Here is a 25701-nt window from a genome sequence, read left to right on the forward strand (position 1 = left end):
GCGCGGCCTCCGAGGAGGTCTCGCCCTCACCCGCGGGTGCTCGATACGAGCGAGTTCTCGCGGGCCGGCGAGACCTCGCCGCGGTAGACGATCACGACCGCGGCGAGGCAGACGCCCAGGCCGAGAGCGGTCTGCACGTGGAAGGGCTCACGGAACATGAGCGCTCCCCACACCGCCGTGACCGGGGCCATGAGGAACATGAGCGTGTTGACCTTGGTGACTCCGGAGCGCCTCAGGATGAGCCAGTACAGCCCGTACCCGCCGAAGGTGGACAAGGCCACCAGCCAGGTGATCGCGATCCAGAACGAGGTGTCGGCGGGCGGCAGCGCGGCTCCCGCGCTCACGGCCAGCGTGGTGAAGATGACGGCGCTGGTGGCGCAGTGCACGGTCATCGACACCGCGGGGGCGATCTGCGTACGGGAGCGGCCTTGCAGCAGCGTGGCCGCCACCAGCGAGAACATGCCGAGGAGCGGGATGAGATAGGCCCACCAGGAAGCGCCGGCGCCGGACGTGGCGTCGGCCAGGGTGACCACGGTCACGCCGGCCACTCCCAGCCCCAGGCCGAGCCACTGCTTGCGTGCGACGGGTTGATGCAGCAACGGTCCGGCGAGTGCTCCGGCGACGAGCGGCTGGACGCCGTCGATCAGAGCCGTGGTGCCGCTGGAGACCCCGAGCTGGATCGCGTAGTAGACGGTGAGCAGGTAGCCGCTCTGCGAGAGCACGCCGATCATGGCCTGCCGGGCGACGTCGCGCGCGGTGAGGCCTCTCCACGACGTTCCCGAGAGGGCGGCGATGGCCACCAGGACGACGGCCAGGGGCAGGAAACGCCACATCAGGATCGTGACCGCGGAGGCGGTGCCCACGCCGAGCTTGGCCCCGATGAAGCCGGAGCTCCAGCAGAGCACGAAAGCGATCGAGAGCAGGAGATTCACGACGGCGTCCTTAACTATACCGATCTGTATACCTTTCCCTTCACTATACAGATCGGTATAATCAGTGTCATGGGCAGCAGCGACAGGCTCCAGCGGATCACGATGACGCCCGCCGCGCGGCGCGTCCTGGAGGCCGCCGCGCGGCTGTTCTACGAGCGCGGCATCCATGCCGTCGGGGTGGATCTGATCGCCGCCGAGGCCGGGGTGACGAAGAAGACCCTCTACGACCGGTTCGGCTGCAAGGAGCAGATCGTCGTGGAGTATCTCGCGGATCGCGACGAACGCTGGCGAGCCTTCCTCGCCGGCCACCTGGACGCCGCGGAGCCGGCGCCGGCGGCGCGCGTCCTGGCCGTCTTCGACGCGTCACGCGAGTGGGCCGCGCAGCACAGCCACAAGGGGTGCAGCATGGTCAACGCCCACGCCGAGATCAGCGATCCGTCCCACCCGGCCTATCCGATCATCACGGGGCAGAAGCAGTGGATGCTCACCCTGTTCACCGACCTCGCCCGGGACCTCGCCCCGGAGAGGGCCGCTCACCTGGGCCGGACGCTCATGCTGCTCCACGAAGGAGCGCTCGTCGGTCAGGGCCTCAGCATTTTCGCCGACCCCATCGGTCATGCCCGCGAACAGGCCGAAACCCTGCTCGCCGCCACGTGAGGCCCCATGAGCGCGCGATCTGGGCGATCAGGTGCGGCTGCGGTCCCCGGCGGCGCCGGCGACCGGCTTCCGCGGCTTCGCCGTGACGAAGAGCTACGGCCGCAGATACGTCGAGTTCGCCGCTCCGCCCAGCCCCGTCAAGCTCTCCCTTCTCAAGCGGCGCGCCCTCGCCAAGGCCGCCGGCGTCGCTCCTGACGGCACCGGATCGCACCGGCTCGTCATCGGCGGCGACGCCGGGTCCTTCACCGATCCGGACGGCTTCGTGTGGGAGAGCGCATGACCGCCGCCTGACAGCCCCTCAGGGGAGCCTGTCAGGCCGCTGTCAGCCCGCGTGCGCAGTGTTGGGGGCGTTCGGAACGGACCGCGGTGGCGGTCCTGCCACCCAACTCCGCGGGAGCGATATTCATGGCCCATCCACGCCGATGGTGGATCCTCGGCGTTCTCTGCATGACGCTGCTCGTGCTCAGCGTCGACAACATGATCCTCACGCTGGCCATCCCCGCGCTCATGCGCGAACTGGGGGCGGGCCCTGGTGACGTCCAGTGGATCCTCGACGCCTACATCCTGGTGTTCGCGGGGTTGCTGATCACCGCCGGGAGCCTGTCGGACCGGTACGGCCGCCGCAGGCTCCTGATCGTCGGGCTGGTCCTGCTCGGCGGGGCCTCGCTGCCGGCGGCGTTCGCCACTCAGGCATGGCAGCTCATCGCGTGCCGCGCGCTGATGGGAGCGGGCGCGGCCCTGGCCATGCCGAGCACCATGTCCGTCCTCATCGTCGTCTTCGACGAGAACGAGCGGCGCAAGGCGATGTCGGCCTGGGGCATGGTCGGCATGGCCGGCATCGTGGCCGGCCCCACGCTCGGTGGCCTGCTGCTCCAGCAGTTCTGGTGGGGATCGGTCTTCCTGCTCAACGTGCCGCTCGCCGTGCTCGGGATCATCGGCGCGTACGCCGTCGTGCCGGAGTCGCGGGGGCCGGCGCGGCGGGCCGACCCGCTGGGAGTACTGTCGTCGGTCACCGGGATGGCCGCGCTGGTGTGGGCGATCATCTCCCTGCCGCACGCCGGCTGGTCGGCGCCGGTCGTGATCACCATGAGCGTGGCCGTCGTCGCGCTCGCCGCCTTCGCGTGGTGGCAGTCGCGTGCGCGGCATCCGATGGTGCCGCCGGCGTTGTTCCGCGACCGCGAGTTCACCGGGGCCGCGCTGTCGGTTGTGCTGCTGGTGTTCTCCACCGCCGCGGTGCAGCTGGCGTTGACGCAGTTCCTCCAGCTCGTTCTCGGCTACGGGGCGATGGCGGCGGCGCTCGCCTTCCTACCGCTGGCCGTGGCCGTGGCCGGCTTCAACCTCGTCGGCGCCACGCTGGCCAGGCGGCTCAGCAACAAGGCGCTGATCGTCGCGGGCATGCTGCTGATCGCCGCCGCGCAGGGCGTCCTCGCGCTGATCGGCCCGGGTGACGGTTACCCGCTCCTGGCCGTGGGACTGGCGGCGATGGGCGCCGGCACCGGTCTCGCCACCCCGAGCGTCTACGCCACGCTCATGGGCGCCGTCCCGCGGGAGCACGCGGGGGTGGGCTCGGCGGTCAACGACACCATCCAGCAGGGTGGCATGGCGCTGGGCGTGGCGGTGCTGGGCAGCCTGCTGTCGGCCGGCTATGCCGCCGCTCTGCCCGCGGGGGTGCCGGAGGCGGCGAGGACGTCTCTGACGGACGGGCTCGCCACGGCCGCCGCGACGGGGTCCTCCGATCTGGCGCGGGTGGCGCGGGAGGCGTTCCTGTCCTCCATGTCGTCAGTGAGCGCCGCCGCCGCCCTGCTGTCGGTGGCCGGGTCCCTGCTGGCCTTCGCCGTCCTGCGCGGCCGTGCCCCCGCATCACCGTCCGACAGAGAAAGGAAGACTCATGCGACGACTTGACGTGACGGCCTACCGGACGGCGGAGCGACTGCTGCCGCACCACCGCTCCACGCTGGTGTCCGGTGGCAGGGTCAGGCCGGTGTGGATCGACGGCGGCGCCCGCTTCTGGTACCGGGCGGGTACACGGTTCGTCGTCGTAGACCCCGCGGCGGGCACGCGTGCCGACGCCTTCGACCATGAGCGGCTCGCCGCGGCGCTGGCGAAGGAGTCCGGGCAGGACGTGGACGTGGCGGCGCTGCCGTTCAGCACGATCGAGCTGACCGGCCGGGCCGTCGAGTTCGCCGCTTTCTGCGCGTACTGGCGCTGGGATCCGGAGACCTGCACGGTGGAGAGAGCCGAGCCGCGCCCGGCCGCCGCCTTCGTCGAGGTCGCCTCTCCCGATCAGCGGCACGCGCTCTTCCTGCGCGACCACAACCTGTGGGTTCGCCGGCAGGCCGACGGCCGCGAGTGGGCGCTGACGTCCGACGGGGAGGCGGACCGCGACTACGCCACCGCGCCCGACTGGTGGCAGAACTCGGTCCTGGTCCGGAAACTGGGATTCCCGGCCATGCCTCCGGCGGCGGCGTGGTCGCCGGACGGCAGACGCGTGCTGACCCACCGGACCGACCAGCGGGGCGTGCGCCGTAACCACCGGGTCGAAGCCCTGCCCGCGGACGGCGGCGCCCCACGGCTGCACACCCAGCGCTACGCCCACCCCGGCGACGAACGGGTGCCGCTGGCCGAGCTGGTCGTGCTCGACATCGTGACAGGCGCCGTCGTGCCGGCCCACGCGCCACCGCTGCCCATGTCCGTGGTCTCGCCCGTGATGACGCGATGGGCGTGGTGGGCCGCCGACGGCTCGGCGGTCCACTACCTGCGCCAGTCCCGTGACGGGCGCAGCCTCTCGCTGCACCGGCTCGACCCCGCCACCGGTCAGGCGCGCACGCTGCTCACCGAGTCCGGCCGGACCAGGGTGGAGCCCAACCAGTGGGCGGAGGGGCAGCCGCCGATGGTCGAGGTGCTCGGCGGCGGAACAGAGGTGCTCTGGTACTCCCAGCGCGACGGCTGGGGACACCTGTACCTGTACGACGCCCGCACCGGCGCCCTGCGCGCTCAGGTGACCTCCGGCGACTGGGCGGTCCGGGAGATCCTGCACGTCGACGAGGCCGAGCGGGTGGTGTACTTCAGCGCCGCGGGGCTCGTCGAGCAGGACCCGTATCGCCGCTCGGTGTGCCGGGCCGGGCTGGACGGCCGCGGCTTCGCCCGGCTCACCGACGACGATCTCGACCACGACGTGACGGTGGCGGCGAACGGGGCCTGTTTCGTCGACTCGGCATCGACCACCGGCACGCCGCCGGTGACGACCGTACGCGGCTGGAACGGTGAGGTGATCGTCGAGCTGGAACGCGCGGACATCGCCGGCCTCCTGGCGACCGGCTGGACGCCCCCGGAGCGGTTCCGCGCCAAGGCCGCCGACGGGGTCACAGACCTCTACGGTGTGCTGTACCGGCCGCACGGGTTCGATCCCTGCCTGCGCTACCCGGTCATCGACACCCCCTACCCGGGACCGCAGACCAACCGTGTCCACCCCACCTTCGACCCCGGCCTGCTCGGCCACGAGGCCGAGGCGATGGCCGCGCTCGGCTTCGTCGTGGTCGCCGTCGACGGGCGGGGATCGCCGGGACGCGACAAGGCGTTCGCCGACGCCTCGCTCGGCAACCTTGGCGACGCCTCCGACCACGTCGCCGCGCTGCGGCACCTGGCGCGTACCCGGCCGTGGATGGACCTCGACCGGGTGGGCGTGGTCGGCATCTCCGCCGGCGGCCACCAGGCCGTGCGGGCCATGCTCGATCATCCGGACTTCTACAAGGCCGGGATCTCCAGCTGCGGGACCCACGAGCTACGGCAGGTGCACGCTGGGCACGCCGAGCTGTACCACGGGATGCCCGGCGAGGCCGACTACGCCCGGGTGTCCAATGTGGACAGAGCCGACCGCCTGGCGGGCAAGCTCTTGCTGATCCACGGCGGCATGGATCCCAACGTCCTGCCCGATCACACGATGCGCCTGGCCGAGCGGCTCATCACCTTGGACAAGGACGTCGAGATGCTGATCGTGCCCGGCGCCGAGCACCTCTTCCTCGGCTACGAACACCATGTGTACCGGCGCAGGTGGGACTTCCTGGTACGGCACCTGATGAGGGCGGAACCACCCGGGCACCGCATCGAGCCTCTCGTCTTCGACGCCGACTTCCTGGCGGCGTGGTTCTGAGGCTCACGTGGCCAGCCGGTCGAGCGCCCGATCCCTGGGCAGCCGAGCGCCCCGGCGGTACGCCTGGCCGTACTCCGGGGCGCCGAGCCGTTCGGCCAGCTCGGCGACCAGGTCGCGCAGCTCCGGATCGCCCTGGTCGAACACCCCGCGGATCGCCTGGCTCATCCCCAGGGCGGTGGCGGCCCCGGCCGGATCTCCCTCGGCCAGGAGCAACCGGGCCAGCAGCTCCGCCGCCGGGGCGACGTCGCGCGCGGCGAACGCGGCCCTGACGGCGCCGGGGAACATGCGCCGGGCCTCTGCCGTCCGCTCCGCGGCCAGCAGGGTGGCCACCCGCGCCGGCGCGACCATGGTCTCGGCCGTCTCCGGCTGGACGGACAACTCCCCGGCCAGCGCCTCCAGCTGATCGAGCGCCTGGTCCGCCCGCGCTCCGTCGCCACAGCGGCGGTGCAGGTCGGCGACGCAGCGCTGCAACTCCAGCTCGGCGTGCCGGTGGGCCCGGCCGCTCATCCGCCGTCGTGCCTGCGCCACCTCCCGCCAGGCGCCCTCCAGGTCGCCGCCGCGCATCCGTGCGGTCGCCAGACAGGTCCGGTGCCAGGTCTCCTCCTCCGAGCCCAGCTCGGACGCCAGGACGACACCCCGGTGCGCGGCCGCGATCGCCCGGTCGTGCTCGCCCTGGACGGAGTGGGCCCGCGCCGTGCTGACCAGCGCCAGCGCCAGCCCCTGGCGTTCGCCCACCCGCTCGTACCGGCGCAGCGCCTCCGCCCGCGCCGACGCGCCGCCCTGCCAGTCACCACGGTCGGCGCGCACGTACGCCTCCACCCAGCAGGCGCACGCCCGCGCCCACGGGTCCTCGTGGCCGCGCGCCCGCCGCAGCTCGCGTTCGGCCAGGTCGTCGAGGCCGAGGAAGAACGCGCTCGGCAGAACCACCGGCACCAGGATCGGGAAGCGTTCCATCGCACCGGTGCGCACGCAATCGTCGATCAGCGAGCGAGCCCGCTCCGCTCCGGGCAGCAGCCCGCTGTTGCCGGCCAGCACGCGAACGGCGGCGAAGGCGGCCCTGACGTCGCCGGGCAGCAGGTCACCGAAGCCGAGCACCTCCTCCAGCAGCGACTCGGCCCTGGGATCGAACCGCGCCATGTTCCAGTACCAGGTCAGGGCGGGCAGGAACCGCCACGCGGAGCAGGCGTCGCCGGCCGCCACGGCCATCCGCAGCGCGAGCACCAGGTTGTCGTAGTCGGCGTCGAGGACCGCCATCGACGACACCTGGTCGCGCGTGCGCAGCAGCGGCTCGTGCTGCTCGGCCAGCCGCCGGAAATGCCGTACGAACCGGGCTTCCACCGCCTCCCGTTCACCAGCCTCCAGCAACTGCTCCGCCGCGTACGCCCGCACCGTCTCCAGCATCCGGTACCGGGGCCGCGGCTCGCCGTCCGCCTCCACCATGGACTTCTCGACCAGCGCACCCAGCACGTACGCGGTGTCCCCGGTGTCCCCGTCGTCGCTGGAGCACACCGCCTCCACCGCGGCCTCCGCGGCCCCGCCGGGGAACACCGACAGCCGCCGCGCCAGCGTCCGCTCGGCCTCCGCCAGCGACGCCCAGCTCCACTCGACCACCGCGCGCAGCGTGCGCTGATGCGCGGGCGCCGCCCTGTTGCCCGAGGCGAGGAGGCGGAACCGGTCATCCAGCCGGCTCGCGATCTGGCCGATGCTCATCGAACGCAGCCGGGCCGCGGCCAGCTCCAGCGCGAGCGGCAGCCCGTCCAGCCGCCGGCAGACGTCCACCACCGAGCCCACCGTCGACTCGTCCAGCGCGAAGCGGGGCCGCACGCGGGCGGCCCTGTCGAGAAACAGCCGCACCGATGCCGTAGCGGCGGCCTCTTCTGCCGTCGTGGGGACGTCCAGCGGCCCGAGCCGGCACAGCGCCTCACCGACGATCCCCAGGGACTCCCTGCTGGTGGTGAGGACGGTCAGGTACGGCAGGCGGCCGAGCAACTGGTGGGCCAGCTCCGCGACGTCCGCCACCAGGCGCTCGCAGTTGTCGAGCACGAGCACCGCCGCACCGCCCGTGAGCAGCGCGGCCATGGCGTCTACCGGTTCCCGCGGTTCGGCGCGCTGCTCGGGACGGCGCGGACCTGAGGAGCTCAGCGCGCCGAGCACGGCGTCGGTGAGCCGGCCGGGCGTGTCCACCCCGGACAGGGGGACGAACCACACTCGGCCGCTCCGGCAAGCCGGGTGCCCGGTCAGGGCCTCCACCGCCAGCCTGGTCTTCCCCACTCCGCCGGGACCGACGACGGTGACCAGCCGGGAGGTCTCCAGCAGCTCCAGCAGCAGTTTCACCTCATCGTGCCGGCCGACGAAGTTGGTCAGCCACCGTGGCAGGCGGCGCTCGGCGCGCCGGACGGGCCCGTCGAGCTCGCCGCGGAGCATCGCGAGGTGCGTCTCCCGCAGCTCAGGGGAGGGATCGACGCCCAGCTGCTCGGCCAGTGCGGCACGCGTCTCCTCGTACACGGCCATCGCGTCGGACTGCCGTCCGGCCGCGTGCAGAGCACGCATGCGCAGGGCGGCCAGCCGTTCCCGCAGGGGGTGCCGCCCGCCGGCCGCCTCCAGGCCGGCCAGGACCTCGTGGTGCCTGCCGAGCCTCACCTCGGCGTCGAACCGGTCCTCGGCCGCCGCGACCCGCGACTCCTCCAGCCGCGCGGCCGCCTCGTCGGCGAACGGGACATCGGTCATGTCGGCCAGCGCGGTGCCCTTCCACAACCCGAGAGCCTCGCCCAACGTGGCGGCCGCCGCCTGCGGCCGGTCGGCGGCCAGCTCCCGCCTTCCGCGCGCCGCCAGCTCCTCGAACCTGTGCGCGTCCACGTCCTGCCCGCGCACCACGAGCCGGTAACCGCCCGCCCGCGACTCCAGCTCGCCGGCTCCCCGCAGGGCCTTGCGCAGCCGGGACACCAGCGCCTGCAACGCGTTGGCGGCCTCGCGTGGCAGGCCGGCGGGCCACAGCGCGTCGATCAGCACTTCGGCCCGCACCATCCGTCCAGGGGAGAGGGCGAGCCTGGCCAGCAGCATGCGGACACGGAGACCTCCGATCTCGATCGGCGTCCCGTCATCGGCGTGGGCCCGTACCGGCCCCAGCAACTCGATCCGCACCCCACCAGCCTCTCAGGAGGTCGTCGAGTGGCCGAACGCGGAGCGTGGGTGCGTTACGCCGCAGAGACGATCACGCGTGGTGTTCCGCTGACCGATCGGGAACGCGAACGAGGTCTCCGTCGAAGGCGCCGGATATGGTGCTGCGGTGAGTGGGGACGCCTCGACCGAGCCGCGCCGCCCCGGCATGCGCCAGGTCGCCCGGGAGGCCGGGGTCTCGCCGACGACGGTGAGCAACGTCCTCAACAGTCCCGAGCTCGTCGCCGAGGAGACCCGCCGGCGCGTGCACGCGGCGATGGAACGCATGGGCTACCTGCCCGACAACGCCGCCAGGCGGTTACGAGGGATGCCCAGCCCGCTGGTCGGCGCGGTGACGCTGGACATCGCCGGCCCGTTCTTCACCGAGGTGTGCCGCGGGGTGGAGGACCGGCTGCTCCAGGACGGTTGCATGCTCATGACCTGCAGCACCGACCTGCAGCCGGGGCGGGAGCGGCACTACCTGCAGGAGCTGGAGAAGCAGCGCGTGCGCGGCGTGCTCATCACCCCGGTCGAGGCCGACCTGGATCCGCTGGTCTCCCTGGCCGGGCGCGGTGTCCCGGTGGTGCTGCTCGACCACAGGTCCGACGGCCGGCTGTGCTCGGTGTCGATGGACAACCAGTGGGGCGGTGAGCAGGTCGCGGCACACCTGATCACGCTGGGGCATCGGCGGATCGCCCTGCTCAGCGCGTCGATCGAGGTGCAGCAGACGGCCGAGCGCCACGCCGGGGTGCGTAAGGCGTTCCTGAAGGCCGGCCTGGACCCGGACCGGGGCGTGCTGGACGTCCGCGTGCCGTCGCCCGACATCACGGTGACCGCCGCGGCGGCGCTGGAGGACGTCCTGGCCGCGGCCGATCCGCCGACCGCGATCATCTGCCTCAACGACACCGCGGCGCTCGGAGTGATCGGCGGCCTGAAGGAGCGGGGGATCGCGGTGCCGGGGGAGATGTCGGTCGTGGGGTACGACGACGTGGCGTTCGCCGCGCAGCTGGCCCCGTCGCTGACCACCGTGTGGCAGCCGAAGCGCGAGCTGGGCCGGGTCGCGGCCGAACTGCTGCTGGACGAGACCCGGCCGGGGCACCGCCATCAGAAGCTGGTCTACCGGCCGCGGCTGGTCGTTCGCGAGTCCACCGCTCCGCCCTGCCGCTGATCCGTTCGGGTCACGAAAGTTTCAGCGGCGTGGAAGGCGCTTTCCGCCACTGACCTGAAAGGTAACAACCACCCGCCGGCTGGGCGGCGGTGTCTCGTTGACACCCTGGTCAGTGCCTTCTTACCGTGTGGGCGCTCGGCACCTCATCGGGATCCGTACACCGATTGGACGTTCAATGAAACGTTTATCCCGTCCAGCGCTGCTCGTCACAACGCTCGGCAGCACCGTGTGCCTGGTCGCCGCGGCCGCCGTCGGCCTGCAGTCGCCGGCCTCCGCCGCGGTGGCCTGCGAGGTCGACTACGCCGTCGCCGCCCAGTGGTCCGGCGGGTTCACCGGCAACGTGACCATCAGGAACGTCGGCGAAGCCGTCAACGGCTGGCACCTCGACTGGTCGTTCACCGCCGGACAGCGGATCACGCAGGCGTGGAACGCCACCGCCACGCAGAACGGCTCCGCCGTCAGGGCCGAGGACGCGGGCTACAACGCCGCGATCCCGCAGGGCGGAAGCACGACGTTCGGCTTCAACGCCTCATGGAACGGCTCCGGCAACCCGGCGCCCGCCTCCTTCACGCTCAACGGCGTCACCTGCACCGGCGACTCCGGAGAGCCGACCCCCACGGTCACCCCCACTGGCCCGGCGGACGCCAAGCAGGCGGAAGACCTCGACCGCGGCCTGATCAGCGTCCGCTCCGGCAACGGCAACCTGGTCTCCTGGCGGTTGCTGGGCACCGAGCCGCGCGACACGTCCTTCACCGTCTATCGAGGCGGCACGCGCGTCGCGACCGTCACCGACTCCACCAACTACCTGGACTCCGGGGCGGCGCAGGACGCCTCCTACACGGTCCGACCGGTCACCGGCGGCGGCGAGGGCCCGGCCTCCGAACCCTCGCTCCGTTTCGCGAACGGCTATCTCGACGTGCCCCTCTCCCCGCCCAGCTCGGGCCACCACGCCAACGACGCCTCCGTCGGCGACCTGGACGGCGACGGCCGCCTCGACCTGGTGCTGAAGTGGGAGGCCGACAACTCGAAGGACAACTCCCAGTCCGGCACCACCGACGTGGTCTACATCGACGGGATCAAGCTGGACGGCACCCGCCTGTGGCGCGTCAACCTGGGCCGCAACATCCGGGCAGGCGCCCACTACACGCAGTTCCAGGTCTACGACTACGACGGCGACGGCAGGGCCGAGGTCGCCATGAAGACCGCCGACGGCACCGTCGACGGCCGCGGCACCGTCATCGGCGACGCGAGCGCCGACTACCGCAACTCCTCCGGCTACATCCTGTCCGGGCCCGAGTTCCTCACCATGTTCGACGGCCGGACCGGCGCCGCGCTGTCCACGGTGAACTACGACCCGCCCCGCGGCAACGTCTCCTCCTGGGGCGACTCCTACGGCAACCGGGTGGACCGCTTCCTGGCCGGCACCGCGTACCTGGACGGGCAGCGGCCGAGCCTCATCATGGCCCGCGGCTACTACACCCGCGCCGTGATCGCCGCCTGGGACTTCCGCGACGGCCGGCTCGTCAAGCGGTGGACGTTCGACAGCAACGCCTCGGGCAACGGCTCGTACGCCGGCCAGGGCAACCACAGCCTCACCGTCGGCGACGTGGACGCCGACGGCCGCGACGAGATCGTCTACGGCGCCGCCGCCATCGACGACGACGGCGGCCGCCTGTGGAACGTCGGATGGGGCCACGGTGACGCCGCCCACCTGGGCGACCTCGACCCCCGCCGCGCGGGCCTGGAGTACGTGAAGATCTCCGAGCCGGCCGACCGGCCGGGCCTGTACATGGTCGACGCCCGTACCGGACAGGTGTTGTGGCAGACCGGCACCGGTTCGGGCTCCGACGGCGAGGGGCCCGGGCGCGGCGTGGCCGGCGACATCTACGCCGGCAGCCCCGGCGCCGAGTCCTGGGCCGCGGGGGCGGGGCAGAACGGGCTGCGCGACACCTCCGGCACGGTCGTCGGCCGCCAGCCGTCCTCGGCCAACTTCCTGTCCTGGTGGGACGCCGACCCTGTGCGCGAGCTGCTGGACCAGACCAGGATCGACAAGTACGGCACCGGCGGCGAGACCCGCCTGCTGACCGCCTCCGGCGTCCACAGCAACAACGGCACCAAGGCCACCCCGTCACTGTCGGGCGACATCCTCGGCGACTGGCGCGAGGAGGTCATCTGGCCCACCACCGACGACCGCGCCCTGCGCATCTACGCCACACCCCACGCGACCACCACCAAGATCCACACCCTGCTGCACGACCCGCAGTACCGCGTGGCCCTCGCCTGGCAGAACACCGCCTACAACCAGCCGCCGCACCCGAGCTTCTTCATCGGCGACGCCATGGGCACCCCGCCCCAGCCCGACGTCTACGTGCGCTGACCGCGCAGGCTTCACGTGCGGTGGCGTCGCACCTGGGCAGGAGACGGCGATGACAGGAAAACTCCTCCTGAAAACGGCTCTCGCGGTGACCGCCACCGCCGTCGCCGGAGCGCTCGCCACCGACGCGCGCTCCGGCTGGTACCAGCGGTTGAAGAAGCCGTCGTGGCAGCCGCCGCCCCAGGCTTTCGGCCTGGTCTGGACCCCTTTGTACGCTCTCATCGCCTATGCGGGCGCGCGGGCCATCTCTCGCGGTGACCAGGACGAAAGCCGGGCGTTCCGGAGTGCCCTGGCCGGCAACCTGGTGCTCAACGCCGCATGGCCGGCCCTGTTCTTCCGGGCCCGCAACCCGCGCCTGGCGCTCGCCGAGATCCTCGTCCTCAACGCGTCCAACGCGGTGCTCGTCCGGCGGGGATGGTCAGCCGATCGCCGCGCGGGCCTGTTCCTGCTGCCCTACGCGGGCTGGACGGTGTTCGCCACCGCACTCAACACCGACATCGCCCGCCGGAACCGCGATGAATGACCCAGGCCCGGCCCTCGCATCGGGGAGGGCGGACGCCGGTCCTGCTCGCGGGCCGGCCGGGCGGCTGGACAGCACGTGGAGGTGAGCCCGCGCGGAAGGCGGCGCGGGCTCACATCAGCGGGCGGACGAGGCGGTTCAGTGGGTGTCGAGAGCGACGGCGATGTCGGTGATGGTCAGGGGGAACGGGTCGCTGATCGGGGTGGCGGCGCCGGTGAGCAGGTCGACCGTGTTGAGCGTCGCGTCACCGTTCACGACGAGGGTGGCGAAGGCCGAGTTCGAGACGGTCTTGCCGTTGCTCAGGTCGCTGTAGACGTCGATGCCCGCGTTCGTGGCGACCGGCATGCCGAGCGCGCCGGTCGGGGCGAGCAGCCCGTTGTTGGCCGGTGACTGGACGACGACCTGCGCGGTGGTGGTGTTGACGTCGAACAGCGTGGTCGCGGTGTCGCCGTTGAGGTCGTTGTTGGTGTAGGCGGCGGCGGTGACCCCGGAGGCCGGCGAGCCGGGGCCGTTGCTCAGCGAGGTGTCCGACACCGTCGTGCCGTCGTTGAGGTTGTGCCGCAGGTTCTGGCCGTTGTCACTGATCACGCGCAGCCGGTCGGCGGCGGGGTTGAAGTCGACGCCGAACGCGGTGCCTTTGAGCCCCATCTGGAGCTGGGAGACCTTCGTGACGACCACGTCCTGGTTGCCCGTCGGGAGCGAGATCGTGTAGATGCCGCCGTGGTTGCCGACGGCGTAGAACTTGCCGTCCTGCACGCGGAAGTCGATCCCGATCACGAAGGTGTCGGTGACCAGCCCGGTGATGCGCCTGACCCAGTTGAGCTCTTCCGGCTTGTCGGTGGTGAACGTGGCCATCAGCCGGCCGTCGTCGGTGATCCCGTACGCCCGCAGCGAGAGGGCCGCGGCCGAGGGGGAGCTCGCCGCCTGGCTGGTTCCCGCCGGCCCGACAGCGAGGGTCGCCGCTGTCGCGAACCCGATCAGTAAGGCAACCTTTTTCGTGATCCGTCCTCGCATTGGGTGCTCCTCCATCGAGTTGTGCCGGCCCTTTCACGCGGCCCTTGCCGCCTGCGTTCACCGGCGTGCTGCAAGCAGCAACAGCTTGTCCGGAGACGGCGGACATGTCCTCGTGACAAATGTCAAAGTGCCTGCCAGGAGCGGGGCCGCCTTTGTCATCAAGCGCAACCGCCGCGTCACACCCGAGGTGGGGACCGGCTAGATGCTGCCCTTGCGCTCGATGACGAGAATGCGGGCCATGGGTACGGGATGCGCGACGTGTTCGTCACCCGGCTCGGCGTAGCAGATGCGGCCGGGGGTGAGCCGCTCGACATGTTCCCGGCCGTCGCGGCGGTAGTGCATGTCGACGACGCCGTCCATGACGGCGAAGACCTCCGGCCCGTCGTTCACGTGCCAGACGTAGGGCTCGTCGGTCCAGTGCAGCCGGACGGTGGCGTTGTCGATCTCGGTGATGTCGAGGGCGCCCCATGGACGTTCGGCGGTGAACGAGGACGCGTCGAGGAACAACATGGCTTCTCCCTGCTTTGACGTGCATCGTCATCCTCGCCGGGCGACGGACCGGTGACGAGTGACAGAAAAGCCTATTAGCGTAAGAATCCTGCCATGCATCGTGTTGTGGGTCTGGCCCTGCCGAAGGTGGTCGCCTTCGACCTCGCCATCCCCGCGGAGGTGTTCGGCGGCGAGGAGTACTCGTTCGCCGTCTGCGCCGAATCGGCGGGGCCGGTCCCGTCGACCACGGGCTTCGACCTTCACGCACCGCTGGGGCTCGACGCTCTCGACACGGCCGGCACGATCGTGGTGCCGGGTTACGCACCCCTGGTGGAGCCCTCCTTGCCGGTGCTCGACGCGTTGCGCGCCGCCTCCGCACGCGGTGCCCGGATCGTCTCGGTCTGCACGGGTGCCTTCGCGCTGGCCGCGGCGGGATTGCTGGACGGCCGGCGGGCGACCACTCACTGGATGGACACCGCCGACCTCGCCGCCCGCTACCCGGCTGTCGACGTCGACCCCGACACCCTGTACGCCGACAACGGGAACGTGCTGACCAGCGCCGGATTCGCCGCAGGCATCGACCTGTGCCTGCATCTGGTGCGCACCGACCACGGCCCGGAGGCCGCGATCCGGGTCGCGCGGCGGCTGGTCGTCGCACCACACCGGGAGGGCGGTCAGGCCCAGTTCCTGCAACGGCCGCTGCCGTCCAGCGGCGAGGGCATGGCCGCGGTGTGCGCCTGGGCGCTGGACCACCTGTCCGAACCCGTCACCGTCGCCGACCTCGCCCGCCAGGCGGGATCGGCGCCGCGGACGTTCGCCCGCCACTTCGCCGCGGAGACCGGCACCACCCCGCTGCGCTGGCTGGCCGCCCAGCGCCTTCTCGAAGCGCGCAGGCTGCTGGAGGGCACCGACCTGCCGGTCGACGAGGTGGCCCGGCGCTCCGGCCTCGGCACGGCCGCCAACCTCCGGCAACACCTGTCACGCGACGCGTCCACCACGCCCACGGCGTACCGCCGTACGTACCGCGGCCGCCGACCGCGCTGACAGCTTCCGCCGCCCGCGCCGGTTCGCTCCCTGCGCGGCAGCCGCCTGAGCTCGCTCGCTCGCCGGCGGTCCGCGGAGATGCGCTCCCTCCGAAGCCGAGTCGAGCGCTGTATGTCTGGATCTGTGGGTTGGTGGTCCTTGCGGACATCTCCGCGAGGCCGCAGGCTTGACGTCGTGAAAGACGTGGTGGTCGCCCTCTACGAGGGTGTGGTTCTGCTGGACGTGGCGGGGCCGGTTCAGGTCCTGCACAACTCCGCCGGTTACCGCGTCAGGCACGCCTCCGTCGACGGGCGGCCGGTGCGCACGGACGTCGGCGTGCCTCTGGGGGCGGACCTGGCTCTGTCCGAGCTCGACCGGCCGATCGATACCCTGCTGGTGCCGGGATACGCGCCGCCGGACGGCGACCGTCCCGGCGAGGAGTTCCTGGACCTGTTGCATGACGTCGGCGGTCACGCGCGCCGGGTGGCGTCGGTGTGCACGGGCGCGTTCCTGCTGGCGGAGGCCGGCCTGCTCGACGGGCGGCGGGCCACCACGCACTGGGCGGCCTGCGCCGAGCTGGGGCTCCGCTTCCCGCGGGTCACCGTGGAGCCGGACGCCATTTTCGTGCGTGACGGATCTGTCGTGACCTCGGCGGGCATCACCGCCGGCATCGACCTGGCGCTGGCCCTCGTGGAAGAGGACCACGGGCCGGAACTCGCACGTGCGGTGGCGAAGTACATGGTCGTGTTCCTGCAGCGGCCTGGTGGTCAGTCGCAGTTCAGCATGCGCGGGGCCGTCCCCGCGACGCGTCACCCGGCGCTGCGCCGCCTGCTGGACACGATCGCCGCCGAGCCCGCGGCAGAGCACACCCTGACCGCGATGGCGGCCCGGGTCATGGTGAGCGAACGCCACCTGACCCGGCTGTTCCGCCGCGAGATCGGGCTCACCCCTGGCCAGTACGTCGAGCGGATACGAGTGGAGGCCGCCCAGATCCTGCTGGAGACCACCGCCGATGGTGTGTCCGCGATCGCCCGCAGGTGCGGTCTGGGGTCCGACGAGACGATGCGCCGGGCGTTCCTGAAGGCCCTGGGCATCACACCCAGCGCCTATCGCCATCGCTTTCACACCTCCCATTCGCTGATGACCCCGAAGGAGACCTCATGAGCTCGTCCCCCAACCGCCGGACCGTGCTGGGAGCCGGCCTGGCCGGTGCGGCGGCCCTGGCGACCGGCGCACCTCCCGCCGCCGCGAGCGGGCACGCCGACCTGTCCTTCCCCTCCACCCGTGTCGCCAAGGCGGCCAGGCAACTGGTGACGGACGCTCAGCAGCCGTACCTGCGCAACCACAGCTTGCGCAGCTACCTGTTCGCCCGGGCGGCCGCCGCGCGGGCCGGACGCCGGCCGGGCCGCGACTACGACGCCGAGGTCATGTTTCTCATCTGCGTGCTGCACGACATGGGCCTGACCGATCGCGCAGACACCGGCCAGCGCTTCGAGGTCGACGGCGCCGACTTCGCCGCCCGGTTCCTGGAGAGGCAGGGCATCACCGACCGCCGCGTCGACACCGTCTGGGACGGCATCGCGTTGCACACCTCATTCGGTTTCCATGATTCGCCGGTGTTCGCCCGCCGCCGCCCGCCGGAGATCGTGGTCGCGCACACCGGCATCGGCCTGGACCTGACCGGCGGCCCCGGCGAACTGCCCGCGGGGTACGCCGATCGTGTGCACGCCGTCTACCCTCGCCACGGCGGTGCTCGTGCCCTGACCGACGCCATCGTCGAGCAGGGCCTCGCCGATCCGCGCAAGGCGCCGCCCATGACCCTGCCGGGAGAGATCCTGCACCAGCGGCATCCCGAGGCGCCCTACATGACCTGGCAGGACTTCCTGGACGCGAGCGGCTGGAAAGGCTGAGGGCGCGTCGTTCCGCCGGCGGGGCGCTGGGTGGATCATCACCCGCGATCCTGGGCTTCCCTGATGACGTCGTCGAGGACATCCCGGGAACGGACGAGGTCGCCGATCATGCGGTCGATGCGCTCACGTTCCTTCGTGAGCTGGTCGGCCAGCCACGGTGTGGCCGTTACGGCCGCGCCGCCCTTGCCGTCGCCCAGGCACGGGAGCAGCTGGGCGATCTTGGTGCTGCACAGCCCGGCGGCGAACAACTCCTGGATGCGGATGACCCGCTCCACGGCCCCGTCGGCGTAGTCGCGGTGGCCGCCAGGGGTGCGCTCCGCCTGGAGCAGCCCTTGCTGCTCGTAATAGCGCAGCGACCGCTCGCTCACGCCGGTCTGCTGGGCCAGCTCACCGATCCGCATGCCGTACCTCGGGTTGAACCTGACATCAATGTCAACTCTTACCGTACCGGCATGACTGATTCCTTGCTGCTCACGCCCTGCCGGCTCGGCCGCCTGACGCTCCCCAACCGTATGGTGATGGCCCCGATGACGCGCTTCCGCGCTCATGAGGACGGCACCCCGCTGCCGATCGTCGCCGACCACTACGCGCAACGAGCGGGTGCCGGCCTCATCGTCACGGAAGGCATCTGGCCCAGTGCCCGCGGCCAGTCGGGATGGCGCATGCCGGGCCTGGAGACGCCAGAACACGTCCGCGGCTGGCGCGCCGTCACGGAGGCCGTGCACGCGGCCGGGGGCCGCGTCTTCGCCCAGCTCATGCACGGTGGCCGGCAGGGTCACCCCTTGTCGCGCCTGGCCGCCGACGTGCCCTCGGGCCCGTCGGCCGTGCCCACGCCCGGTCCGGTCCACGTACGGGACGGCGGCAAGGCCGATCCCGTCACGCCCCGTGTGATGACCGGGGCGGACATCCGGCAGGCCGTCCTGGACCACGTCGCCGCCGCCCGCAACGCGATGGCGGCGGGCTTCGACGGGGTCGAGTTGCACGGCGCCAACAGCTACCTGATCCACCAGTTCCTGGCCGACAACACCAATCTCCGCGACGACGAGTACGGCCCCGGCACGGCTGGGGGCCGCGTCCGCTTCCCCGTCGAGGTCGTCACCGCCGTGGCAGGCGCGATCGGCGCCGACCGCACAGGGCTGCGCCTGTCGCCGGGCAACCCGCAGTTCGGCATGGTGGAGAGCGACCCCGGCCCCGTCTATCGCGACCTCGTCGGGCGCATCGACGGCCTCGGCCTGGCCTACCTGCACCTCACCGACGGCGACCGCTATCCGGCTCTGGCCGACCTGCGGCCCCGCTGGCGGGGCACCCTCATCGCCAACGTCGGGGAGAACCGCCCCGCCACCAGCAAGGAGGCCGGCGAGGCCACGCTCGCCTCCGGACTGGCCGACCTGGTCTCCTACGGCAGGGCGTTCATCGCCAACCCCGACCTGCCGGCCCGCTTCGCCCGTAACGCCCCTCTCCAGCCGATCGACACCGCCCACCTGTACACGCACGGAGCCGCCGGGTACACCGACTATCCCAGCCTGGACGCCCTCACGCTCTGCCGGTGACGCAGCCGGTCAGCTCGCGTTCGACAGGCTGGGTGACGCTTCGGGGTCGTCCTCCTGCCCGCCGGTCCTGCTCTCGGCCCGCGGGGAAAGGGCGTCCAGCTTGGCGTGCAGGCGCGCCAGCTCCTCCGTGATCGCCCTGAGCCGGTCGTCGGTGCGCTGCTCCTCCGCGGAGGTGCTCTCGTCGTCCATGGCGTTGACGACGACCGCGATGAACAGGTTCAGCACCACGAAGGAGGACACCAGGATGTAGGTCACGAAGAAGATCCATGCCCACGGATGGGCATCCATGATCTGGTCGGCGATGTCCGGCCAGCCCTCCCCGGTCATCACCTGGAACAGGGTGAACAGGGAGGTCGGAATCTCGGCGAAGTACGCCGGTGCCGTCCGCCCGAACCACTGGGTGGCCATCACCGCCGCCACGTACATGATGATGATCAGCAGGCCGAGGATGGAGGCCATGCCGGGAATGGCCGCCATCAACGCCGAGATGACCCTGCGCATGCTGGGCACCGCGGTGACCAGGCGCAGCGCCCGCATGATCCGCAAGGTGCGGAGCACGGAGGCCGGCCCGGAGGCGGGCACCAGCGCTATCCCCACGATGGCGGTGTCGAACCAGTTCCACGGATCCTTGAAGAACGCGCCCCGGTGGGCGTAGAGGCGGGCGGCGAGCTCCAGGACGAACACGCCCACCACCACGCGGTCCACGACGTGAAGAGGCTCGCCGATCCACCCCATCACGAAGGAGGAGGTCTCACAGCCGATCGTGATCGCGTTGAGCACGATGACCGCCATGATCGCCCGCTCGAAGCGCGGGTGGGCGAGGAGAGCGCGTACGCGTTCTCGATCCAGCAACGTTCAGCCTCCAATGTCGGCGCCGGGGCGTCGATCATCGTATGAGGCGGAACGTGCTGGGCGACGACCGGCATGCTCGTCCGGGACCGTGCTCGGGCGGGCGTCAGGCGTTGCCGGCGTCGACCGCGTCCGCGAACGCGCGCATGGAGGTGAAGGTCCAGTCAGGGGTGACGCCGGCCGACGGCTCCGGTGTCGCGCCCCAGCCCGCGTTGTCGTGACGGCGGTTGATCCACACGGTGGGCAGGCCCGCGGCCTTGGCCGGCACGTGGTCATGGAACAGGCTCTGCGCCACGTGCAGCAGCCTGCCCTCGGCCACTCCGAGCCGCTCGGCCTCGCGCGCCAGCGCCTCGAAGTTGCGGGGATCGGGTTTGTAGGAGCCGACGTCCTCGGCGGTGAGGATGCTGGTGAAGGTGGTGCCGAGGCGCTTGTTGGAGCCGGCGAAGGAGGCGCGGTCGACGTTGGACAGGATGATGAGCCGGTAGCGCCGCGAGAGACGCTCCAGCGCCTCCGCCGAGTCGGGGAACGCCGGCCAGTCGGGCACGGAGACCGCCAGCGACTCGGCCTCGCCGTCGCTGACCGGCACGCCGAGCTGCGCGCCCAGGCCACGCATCGCCCGCGCGAGGATCCGCGGGTAGAGGTCGCCCGGGTGGTCGGCCTCGGCCTGCGCCTCGTGCGCGGAATAGGCCGTCAGCAGGTGCTCGTCGCTCATCCGCAGACCGTGCGTGCCGGCCCACGCGCGCAGCACGGTGGCGATGCCGGCCTCCCAGTCGATGAGGGTCCCGTAGCAGTCGAAGCTGAGGGCGTCGAAGTCGTTGAAGTTCACCGTGAGTGCTCCTGGATGAGGTCGAGGTAGAAACGTTCCGAGTCGTCGCAGTGGGCGTTCCAGGCGGCCCTGGCCTGCTGGACGTCGCCGGAGCGCAACGCGTCGAGCAGCAGCTCGTGCTCGCGCGCCAGGTCGGAGACGCTGTCGTAGGCCGGGCGAAGCTGGGCGATGAGCAGGCGCAGCTCGGCGCTGAGCTCGTCGAAGGTGCGCAGCAGGCGGGCCGAGCCCGCGGCGACGAACACGGCCCGGTGGAAGGCCACGTCATGGCCGGCGACCACGTCGCACGAGACGTCGTCGCCCAGCGCGGAGAACGCCCGCGCCGCCGCGGCGATGCCGGCGAGGGGCCGGGCCCGCGAAATGATCATCTCGACGGCGATCGTCTCGATCGGGCGGCGCAGCCGGCCCAGGTCGATGGCGTCCTCGGCGGTGAACGTCCGGACCTGCGCGCTGCGTCCGCGCCCGCGATCGAGCAGCCCTTCCGCCACCAGCGTCTGCACGGCTGCGCGCACTGTGGGCCGGGCCACGCCGAACTCCTGCGACAGCTCGGTGTCGCGCAGTTGGTCTCCGCCTCGGTAGTGGCCGGACAACAACCGGCGGCGCAGCTGGTCGGCGACCGCGTCCGCCACGGTGACCGGATGAATCGACATGGCTAACTGTATAACAGATATCCAGTGAGTCAGCCAAATCGAGGCCCGCACCCGCGGACCGGCCGGGAAGGCGGCATGGAGCTGCCGGCCACGGCCGCGCGCCGGCCTCGGGCTACCGCTTCTCCGCCATGACGACGGTCACGGTGTTCGGCTCGCCGTCCCGCTGGTAGGTGATCTGCACCCGCTGGCCGACCGTGAAGCCACGGACCTGCCCGACGACCGTGTCGCCGCCCGTGACCGGCGTGTCGCCGATCTTGGTGAGGAGGTCGCCCTGCTTCAGTCCCGCCTTGTCGGCCGGGCTGCCCGGGACCACCTGCCGGATCAGCGCGCCGGCCACCTGGCCCGTCGCGTCGGTGACGCTCACCCCCAGGTACGCGTGGCTCACCTTGCCCTTGCTGATGAGCTGCTCGGATACCTGTTTGGCGGTGTTCACCGGGATGGCGAAGCCCAGGTTGACCCCTTCGGGAGCGACGGCGCTGTTGATGCCGACCAGCTCGCCGGCGGCGTTGACCAGGGCGCCGCCGGAGTTGCCGGGGTTGATCGCCGCGTCGGTCTGGATCATGCCGCCGAGCGTGGTCGTCCCGCTCTCCTGCTCCTGCCCGCCCATGCCCGGAGGCGGCTGCCGTCCGTCCGGACCGTTCCCGGCGGTCACGGTACGGTCCAGCGCGCTGACGATGCCCGCCGTCACCGTGCCGTCGAGGCCGAGCGGGCTCCCGATGGCCAGGACGTCGTCACCGACCTTGAGCTGGTCGCTGTCGCCCAGCGTGGCTCTGGCCAGCCCGGTCACGCCTTCGGCGCGGATGACGGCGAGGTCGGTGGCCGGGTCGGTGCCCACCACGCCGGCCTGGGCTGTCCTGCCGTCGCTGAACTTCACCGCCAGGCGATCCTGCCCGGCCACGACGTGGTTGTTGGTGAGGATCAGCCCGTCCGCCGACAGCACCACCCCGGAGCCTCCGGCGGTCTGGCCCTGGATCATCACCACGGACGGCTGCACGAGTTCGGCGACCTGCGCGACCGTGTACGGGGCGGAAGCCGTACGGAACACCGGGTTGGGGCCGGCGACGGTGGCGGTCGCGGCCGGCCGGCCGGCCGCGACCAGGTGCGCTCCCACGGCGCCGCCTCCGAGCGCCGCCCCCGCGAGGGTGATCAACGCCGCCAGCGCCAGTCCGGTGGCCACCTTGCCGGTGAGGACGATCCCCGCCCGCCGCTGCGGGGCGGGAAGGGGAGCGGGAGGAGGCGGGGGCGGGAACCCGGGCGGGATGAACATCGGGCCCGGCGGGTGGAAGCCCTCACGGGTGGGCTGCGTGTCGCCGACCTGGTTCCGGTCGTAGGAGCCATGCTCGCGAGGCGGGTTGGTGTCCATGACGTCTCCTCGGGTCAGTCGAGCGGAGGCAGCCAGGCACGTTCGCTCCAAGCACGCGTGCGCCGGTCTGGTGAGGTTCATGGAACACCCGCGCGTGTTTCATCCCTGTTAGCTCGGCGGCGGAAGGAGCCGTTCCGGCATTTGGCCCGCGGCAGGCGGCGCCGGGCTAGTGGCGCGCGAGGGCCGGGCTAGCGGGATCGTGAAACATCCGGTTCGTGGATCTCCTGCGCGTCGCGTGACAGGTCCTGACCGGGACCGCGTCCGCTGTGTCACGGGGATCCGCACGTTGCTCACGGACAGGCCGGGGGAGGGCGTGTTGCAGTACTTGGTCGCCGTGCTGGCCGGGGTCGGGACGCCGTGAGGCGGGCGTTCCTCGCGGCGGCTTGCGGGCTCGCGGGTCTGGCCCTGCTGGCCGTACGGCTGCGCGCGACGTACATGGTGATCCGCGTCCACGGCAACAGCATGGCCCCGTCGCTGACCGACGGGGACCGGCTCCTGTCCCGGCGCACGCGTCTCGCGGCGCTGCGCACCGGGCAGATCGCCGTCGTCCTGAGCCCTCACCCGATCGGCAGCAAATATCTGATCAAGCGTATCGCCGCCCTGCCCGGCGACCCGGTCCCGGAGCACGTGCGCGAGGCCGTCGACGACGACGTCGTCCCCGCCGGCAGGTTCGTCCTGATCGGTGACAACACCGAGGCCAGCTTCGACTCACGGGAGCACGGCTTCTTCCACGCCGACGATCTCCATGCCGTCACCATCAGGAAGCTGGTGGCGCGGCATGGCCGTTGAGGGGGTGCGCCTGACCGCCTCCGCGCGCGAGGCGGCGGCAACCGCGTGGAGCGCCGCCGCCGTTCCCGCGATCGGGTACGCGGTCACGCTGCTGGGCACGGCTGCGGCGCCGGTCGCGGCGGCCTGGCTGACCAAGCTGGTCATCGACGGCCTCACCGGGGCGGCCTCCCTGGCCGAGCTGCTGGGCCTGGCCGCGGGGCTGGCCGGCATCGGCGTCGCCGCCGCGGTCCTGCCGCACTGGTCGGGGTATCTCGGCAACCAGGTCGGCCGGGCCATGGTGGCCGCCACGACGGACCGGCTCTTCGCGGCCACGGCGCGGTTCCCCGGGCTGCGGCCCTTCGAGGATCCGCGCTTCCTCGACCGGCTGCGCCTGGCCCAGGAGGGGGCGTCGAGGGCCGACAGCATCGTCACCGAGTCGTTCGGCCTGGTGCGCTCAGCCGTCACAGTGATCGGCTTCGTCGGGGCCGTGCTCGTGATCAGCCCGGCCATGACGCTGATCGTGTTGTGCGCCGCCGTGCCGGCGCTCGTCGCGCAGCTGAAGCTGTCACGCCAGCGTACGACGATGATGTGGGAGATCGGCCCGGCGGAGCGACGGCAGCTCTTCTACAGCAACCTGCTCAGCACGATCGAGGCGGCCAAGGAGATCAGGCTCTTCAACACCGGCGGATTCCTGCGCGGCCGCCTCATGGCGGAGTTGTCGACGGCTCATGAGGGCAGGCGGCGGATGGACCGCAAGGAGCTGTCGGCGGAGGGCGTGCTCGCCCTGCTGTCCGCCGTGGTGGCCGGGGGCGGGCTCGTCTGGGCCATCGCCGCGGCCCGGTCGGGCGCGCTCACCGTCGGGGACGTGTCGATGTTCACCGCCGCCGTCGTCGCCGTCCAGGGCGGGCTCAACACCCTGGTCACCGGCATCGCGATCGCCGATCACAACCTGCGGCTCTTCGGCCACTACGTGGCGGTGGTCAGGGCCGAGCCGGACCTCGTCGTGCCGGCCGAACCCGCGCCGCTGCCGCCGCTGCGGCGCGGGATCGAGCTGCGCGACGTGTGGTTCCGCTACAGCGACGACCATCCCTGGATCCTGCGCGGCGTTGACCTGTTCATCCCGTACGGCGCGGCCGTCGCGCTGGTCGGGCTCAACGGCGCCGGCAAGAGCACGCTCGTCAAGCTGCTCTGCCGCTTCTACGACCCGAGCCGGGGAACGATCCTCTGGGACGGGGTCGACCTGCGCGACGTCCGGCCGGACGCGCTGCGGGATCGGATCAGCGGCGTCTTCCAGGACCACATGACCTACGACTTCTCCGCCCGCGACAACATCGGCGTGGGAGACGTCGGCGCCCGTGACGACCTGGACCGGATCCGCGCCGCCGCGCGGAGGGCAGGGGTGGACGAGCTGCTCGCGTCCCTTCCCCGCGGCTACGACACGCTGCTCACCCGGATGTTCACCAGCGAGGAGGACCGCGAGGACTCCTCGACCGGGGTCGTGCTCTCGGGCGGGCAGTGGCAGCGAACCGCCCTGGCCAGAGCCTTCCTCCGCGACGGACGGGACCTGATGATCCTCGACGAGCCGAGCTCGGGTCTCGATCCGGAGGCCGAGGCGGACGTGCACGCCCGGATGCGCCGGCACCGCGCGGGCCAGACGAGCCTGCTCATCTCCCACCGGCTGAACACCGTGCGGGACGCCGACCTGATCGTCGTCCTGGAGGACGGGGTCGTCGCCGAGCGGGGAGACCACGACGACCTCATGGCGGTGGACGGCACGTACGCCCGCTTCTTCCGCCTGCAAGCCCGCGGTTATCACGAGATGGCTCTCGATGAAACCGCGCCCAGTGACTGCGAGGCAGCGAAGGAGGTGAGAACAGAATGCTGGACAGGCTCATCGACCGGTTGATCCCGACGGTCAAGGCCGCCGCGGCGTGCAGTCCGGTGTGCGTGCAGGTCAGCTACGACCCGAACACGGGGTGTTACAAGATGAGGTGCTACAACACCGACTGCAGCTACCGCTTGGTCACCCTGTGCGAATAGTCACCGGAGAGAAGGTGGGACGTATGAAGCTCATCACCGATCTGGCGGACCGGATCGTCGCCGCGGTCGTACCGACCGGCGACGCGCAGGCCGCCTGCACGGCACGTTGCATCCTCGACCACACGACCTGTACGGGCAGCATCTGCTGCTCCGTCTTCAAGTGCTGGAGGAGCGACTGCTCGGTCTACCACAGGAAGCAGTGCGCGTAGGCGGGTGAAGGGATCCTCCGGCAGGCTCCGGTCAGGGAGGCTCCGCCTTCCGGGGG

24 protein-coding genes are annotated in these 25701 nt (G+C 71.7%); 15 read left to right on the forward strand and 9 right to left on the reverse strand.

All coding sequences use genetic code 11. The features are described 5' to 3' along the window. Positions 1 to 26: 26 nt before the first annotated feature. The gene (locus ABGB14_RS10905; protein ID WP_347643467.1) at positions 27 to 932 is read right to left on the reverse strand and encodes a DMT family transporter; all 906 of its coding nucleotides are present in this window, start codon (positions 930 to 932) and stop codon (positions 27 to 29) included. A gap of 69 nt (positions 933 to 1001) precedes the next feature. Here ABGB14_RS10905 and ABGB14_RS10910 point away from each other — a divergent pair, with 69 nt between their 5' ends. The 4 genes from ABGB14_RS10910 (at position 1002) to ABGB14_RS10925 (ending at position 5739) form a co-directional block, all read left to right on the forward strand. Continuing rightward, positions 1002 to 1589, forward strand: coding sequence for a helix-turn-helix domain-containing protein (locus tag ABGB14_RS10910; protein ID WP_347643468.1), 588 nt, complete (start codon positions 1002 to 1004; stop codon positions 1587 to 1589). Positions 1590 to 1620: 31 nt separating this feature from the next. After that, entirely contained in the window at positions 1621 to 1869 is a 249-nt protein-coding gene (locus ABGB14_RS10915) for a hypothetical protein (RefSeq protein ID WP_347643469.1), read from the forward strand. A 125-nt stretch (positions 1870 to 1994) separates the two neighbouring features. Then, positions 1995 to 3491 carry an MFS transporter gene (locus ABGB14_RS10920; RefSeq protein WP_347643470.1) on the forward strand — a complete coding sequence of 499 codons (1497 nt, stop codon included), beginning with the start codon at positions 1995 to 1997 and terminating at the stop codon, positions 3489 to 3491. Next, entirely contained in the window at positions 3478 to 5739 is a 2262-nt protein-coding gene (locus ABGB14_RS10925) for a DPP IV N-terminal domain-containing protein (RefSeq protein ID WP_347643471.1), read from the forward strand. The genes ABGB14_RS10920 and ABGB14_RS10925 overlap by 14 nt, the downstream gene beginning before the upstream one ends. 3 nt (positions 5740 to 5742) lie before the next feature. On the opposite strand, the gene ABGB14_RS10930 is transcribed toward ABGB14_RS10925, so the two are convergent. Beyond that, positions 5743 to 8880: a BTAD domain-containing putative transcriptional regulator gene (locus tag ABGB14_RS10930; protein ID WP_347643472.1), complete on the reverse strand. Its 3138-nt coding sequence runs from the start codon at positions 8878 to 8880 to the stop codon at positions 5743 to 5745. Between the two features lie 145 nt (positions 8881 to 9025). On the opposite strand from ABGB14_RS10930, the gene ABGB14_RS10935 reads away from it, so the two are divergent. From ABGB14_RS10935 to ABGB14_RS10945, 3 genes are all read left to right on the forward strand, one after another. Further along, positions 9026 to 10063, forward strand: coding sequence for a LacI family DNA-binding transcriptional regulator (locus ABGB14_RS10935; protein ID WP_347643473.1), 1038 nt, complete (start codon positions 9026 to 9028; stop codon positions 10061 to 10063). A 175-nt stretch (positions 10064 to 10238) separates the two neighbouring features. Continuing rightward, positions 10239 to 12440: a cellulose binding domain-containing protein gene (locus ABGB14_RS10940; protein WP_347643474.1), complete on the forward strand. Its 2202-nt coding sequence runs from the start codon at positions 10239 to 10241 to the stop codon at positions 12438 to 12440. A 49-nt stretch (positions 12441 to 12489) separates the two neighbouring features. Next, positions 12490 to 12960: a TspO/MBR family protein gene (locus ABGB14_RS10945; RefSeq protein ID WP_347643475.1), complete on the forward strand. Its 471-nt coding sequence runs from the start codon at positions 12490 to 12492 to the stop codon at positions 12958 to 12960. A gap of 135 nt (positions 12961 to 13095) precedes the next feature. On the opposite strand, the gene ABGB14_RS10950 is transcribed toward ABGB14_RS10945, so the two are convergent. Then, on the reverse strand, positions 13096 to 13971 hold the full coding sequence (locus ABGB14_RS10950) for a DUF4394 domain-containing protein (RefSeq protein ID WP_347643476.1): 876 nt from the start codon (positions 13969 to 13971) through the stop codon (positions 13096 to 13098). Between the two features lie 198 nt (positions 13972 to 14169). Beyond that, positions 14170 to 14481, reverse strand: a complete 312-nt coding sequence (locus tag ABGB14_RS10955; RefSeq protein WP_347643477.1) for a hypothetical protein — start codon at positions 14479 to 14481, stop codon at positions 14170 to 14172. Between the two features lie 93 nt (positions 14482 to 14574). On the opposite strand from ABGB14_RS10955, the gene ABGB14_RS10960 reads away from it, so the two are divergent. The 3 genes from ABGB14_RS10960 to ABGB14_RS10970 all read left to right on the forward strand — a co-directional run bounded on the left by ABGB14_RS10960 (position 14575) and on the right by ABGB14_RS10970 (position 17393). After that, entirely contained in the window at positions 14575 to 15504 is a 930-nt protein-coding gene (locus ABGB14_RS10960; protein WP_347643478.1) for a helix-turn-helix domain-containing protein, read from the forward strand. 174 nt (positions 15505 to 15678) lie between these two features. Beyond that, entirely contained in the window at positions 15679 to 16647 is a 969-nt protein-coding gene (locus tag ABGB14_RS10965) for a GlxA family transcriptional regulator (RefSeq protein WP_347643479.1), read from the forward strand. Then, positions 16644 to 17393, forward strand: a complete 750-nt coding sequence (locus ABGB14_RS10970; RefSeq protein ID WP_347643480.1) for an HD domain-containing protein — start codon at positions 16644 to 16646, stop codon at positions 17391 to 17393. Before ABGB14_RS10965 ends, ABGB14_RS10970 begins: the two co-directional genes overlap by 4 nt. 38 nt (positions 17394 to 17431) lie before the next feature. Here ABGB14_RS10970 and ABGB14_RS10975 read toward each other — a convergent pair whose 3' ends face one another. Continuing rightward, on the reverse strand, positions 17432 to 17794 hold the full coding sequence (locus ABGB14_RS10975) for a MerR family transcriptional regulator (protein WP_347643481.1): 363 nt from the start codon (positions 17792 to 17794) through the stop codon (positions 17432 to 17434). A gap of 51 nt (positions 17795 to 17845) precedes the next feature. Between ABGB14_RS10975 and ABGB14_RS10980 the strand changes: the two genes are divergently transcribed. Then, positions 17846 to 18943, forward strand: a complete 1098-nt coding sequence (locus tag ABGB14_RS10980; RefSeq protein ID WP_347643482.1) for an alkene reductase — start codon at positions 17846 to 17848, stop codon at positions 18941 to 18943. A 9-nt stretch (positions 18944 to 18952) separates the two neighbouring features. Here ABGB14_RS10980 and ABGB14_RS10985 read toward each other — a convergent pair whose 3' ends face one another. The 4 genes from ABGB14_RS10985 to ABGB14_RS11000 form a co-directional block, all read right to left on the reverse strand. Further along, the gene (locus tag ABGB14_RS10985) at positions 18953 to 19795 is read right to left on the reverse strand and encodes an ion transporter (RefSeq protein WP_347643483.1); all 843 of its coding nucleotides are present in this window, start codon (positions 19793 to 19795) and stop codon (positions 18953 to 18955) included. 103 nt (positions 19796 to 19898) lie between these two features. After that, the gene (locus tag ABGB14_RS10990) at positions 19899 to 20618 is read right to left on the reverse strand and encodes a haloacid dehalogenase type II (protein WP_347643484.1); all 720 of its coding nucleotides are present in this window, start codon (positions 20616 to 20618) and stop codon (positions 19899 to 19901) included. Next, a complete protein-coding gene (locus ABGB14_RS10995; RefSeq protein ID WP_347643485.1) occupies positions 20615 to 21265 on the reverse strand; it encodes a GntR family transcriptional regulator in 651 nt (216 codons plus the stop codon). The genes ABGB14_RS10990 and ABGB14_RS10995 overlap by 4 nt, the downstream gene beginning before the upstream one ends. Positions 21266 to 21377: 112 nt before the next feature. After that, positions 21378 to 22628, reverse strand: coding sequence for a trypsin-like peptidase domain-containing protein (locus ABGB14_RS11000; RefSeq protein ID WP_347643486.1), 1251 nt, complete (start codon positions 22626 to 22628; stop codon positions 21378 to 21380). A gap of 357 nt (positions 22629 to 22985) precedes the next feature. Between ABGB14_RS11000 and ABGB14_RS11005 the strand changes: the two genes are divergently transcribed. From ABGB14_RS11005 to ABGB14_RS11020, 4 genes are read left to right on the forward strand one after another with little or no spacing between them, the layout of a single operon-like run. Beyond that, the gene (locus tag ABGB14_RS11005; RefSeq protein WP_347643487.1) at positions 22986 to 23417 is read left to right on the forward strand and encodes a S26 family signal peptidase; all 432 of its coding nucleotides are present in this window, start codon (positions 22986 to 22988) and stop codon (positions 23415 to 23417) included. Further along, entirely contained in the window at positions 23407 to 25302 is a 1896-nt protein-coding gene (locus tag ABGB14_RS11010) for an ABC transporter ATP-binding protein (protein ID WP_347643488.1), read from the forward strand. The genes ABGB14_RS11005 and ABGB14_RS11010 overlap by 11 nt, the downstream gene beginning before the upstream one ends. Then, a complete protein-coding gene (locus ABGB14_RS11015; protein ID WP_347643489.1) occupies positions 25275 to 25436 on the forward strand; it encodes a hypothetical protein in 162 nt (53 codons plus the stop codon). Before ABGB14_RS11010 ends, ABGB14_RS11015 begins: the two co-directional genes overlap by 28 nt. Positions 25437 to 25459: 23 nt before the next feature. Then, positions 25460 to 25645: a hypothetical protein gene (locus ABGB14_RS11020; RefSeq protein WP_347643490.1), complete on the forward strand. Its 186-nt coding sequence runs from the start codon at positions 25460 to 25462 to the stop codon at positions 25643 to 25645. Positions 25646 to 25701: the final 56 nt, after the last annotated feature.

Origin of the sequence: Nonomuraea sp. B10E15 (assembly GCF_039871615.1) — a bacterium.
GTDB lineage: Bacteria > Actinomycetota > Actinomycetes > Streptosporangiales > Streptosporangiaceae > Nonomuraea.

Excerpts from the sequence above, each read along its gene's own strand:
- ABGB14_RS10910 (WP_347643468.1), top strand. The coding sequence starts at position 1,002 with ATGGGCAGCAGCGACAGGCTCCAGCGGATCACGATGACGCCCGCCGCG.
- ABGB14_RS10920 (WP_347643470.1), top strand. The coding sequence starts at position 1,995 with ATGGCCCATCCACGCCGATGGTGGATCCTCGGCGTTCTCTGCATGACG.
- ABGB14_RS10925 (WP_347643471.1), top strand. The coding sequence starts at position 3,478 with ATGCGACGACTTGACGTGACGGCCTACCGGACGGCGGAGCGACTGCTG.
- ABGB14_RS10940 (WP_347643474.1), top strand. The coding sequence starts at position 10,239 with ATGAAACGTTTATCCCGTCCAGCGCTGCTCGTCACAACGCTCGGCAGC.
- ABGB14_RS10945 (WP_347643475.1), top strand. The coding sequence starts at position 12,490 with ATGACAGGAAAACTCCTCCTGAAAACGGCTCTCGCGGTGACCGCCACC.
- ABGB14_RS10950 (WP_347643476.1), bottom strand. The coding sequence starts at position 13,971 with ATGCGAGGACGGATCACGAAAAAGGTTGCCTTACTGATCGGGTTCGCG.
- ABGB14_RS10955 (WP_347643477.1), bottom strand. The coding sequence starts at position 14,481 with ATGTTGTTCCTCGACGCGTCCTCGTTCACCGCCGAACGTCCATGGGGC.
- ABGB14_RS10960 (WP_347643478.1), top strand. The coding sequence starts at position 14,575 with ATGCATCGTGTTGTGGGTCTGGCCCTGCCGAAGGTGGTCGCCTTCGAC.
- ABGB14_RS10970 (WP_347643480.1), top strand. The coding sequence starts at position 16,644 with ATGAGCTCGTCCCCCAACCGCCGGACCGTGCTGGGAGCCGGCCTGGCC.
- ABGB14_RS10975 (WP_347643481.1), bottom strand. The coding sequence starts at position 17,794 with ATGCGGATCGGTGAGCTGGCCCAGCAGACCGGCGTGAGCGAGCGGTCG.
- ABGB14_RS10980 (WP_347643482.1), top strand. The coding sequence starts at position 17,846 with ATGACTGATTCCTTGCTGCTCACGCCCTGCCGGCTCGGCCGCCTGACG.
- ABGB14_RS10995 (WP_347643485.1), bottom strand. The coding sequence starts at position 21,265 with ATGTCGATTCATCCGGTCACCGTGGCGGACGCGGTCGCCGACCAGCTG.
- ABGB14_RS11000 (WP_347643486.1), bottom strand. The coding sequence starts at position 22,628 with ATGGACACCAACCCGCCTCGCGAGCATGGCTCCTACGACCGGAACCAG.
- ABGB14_RS11010 (WP_347643488.1), top strand. The coding sequence starts at position 23,407 with ATGGCCGTTGAGGGGGTGCGCCTGACCGCCTCCGCGCGCGAGGCGGCG.
- ABGB14_RS11015 (WP_347643489.1), top strand. The coding sequence starts at position 25,275 with ATGCTGGACAGGCTCATCGACCGGTTGATCCCGACGGTCAAGGCCGCC.
- ABGB14_RS11020 (WP_347643490.1), top strand. The coding sequence starts at position 25,460 with ATGAAGCTCATCACCGATCTGGCGGACCGGATCGTCGCCGCGGTCGTA.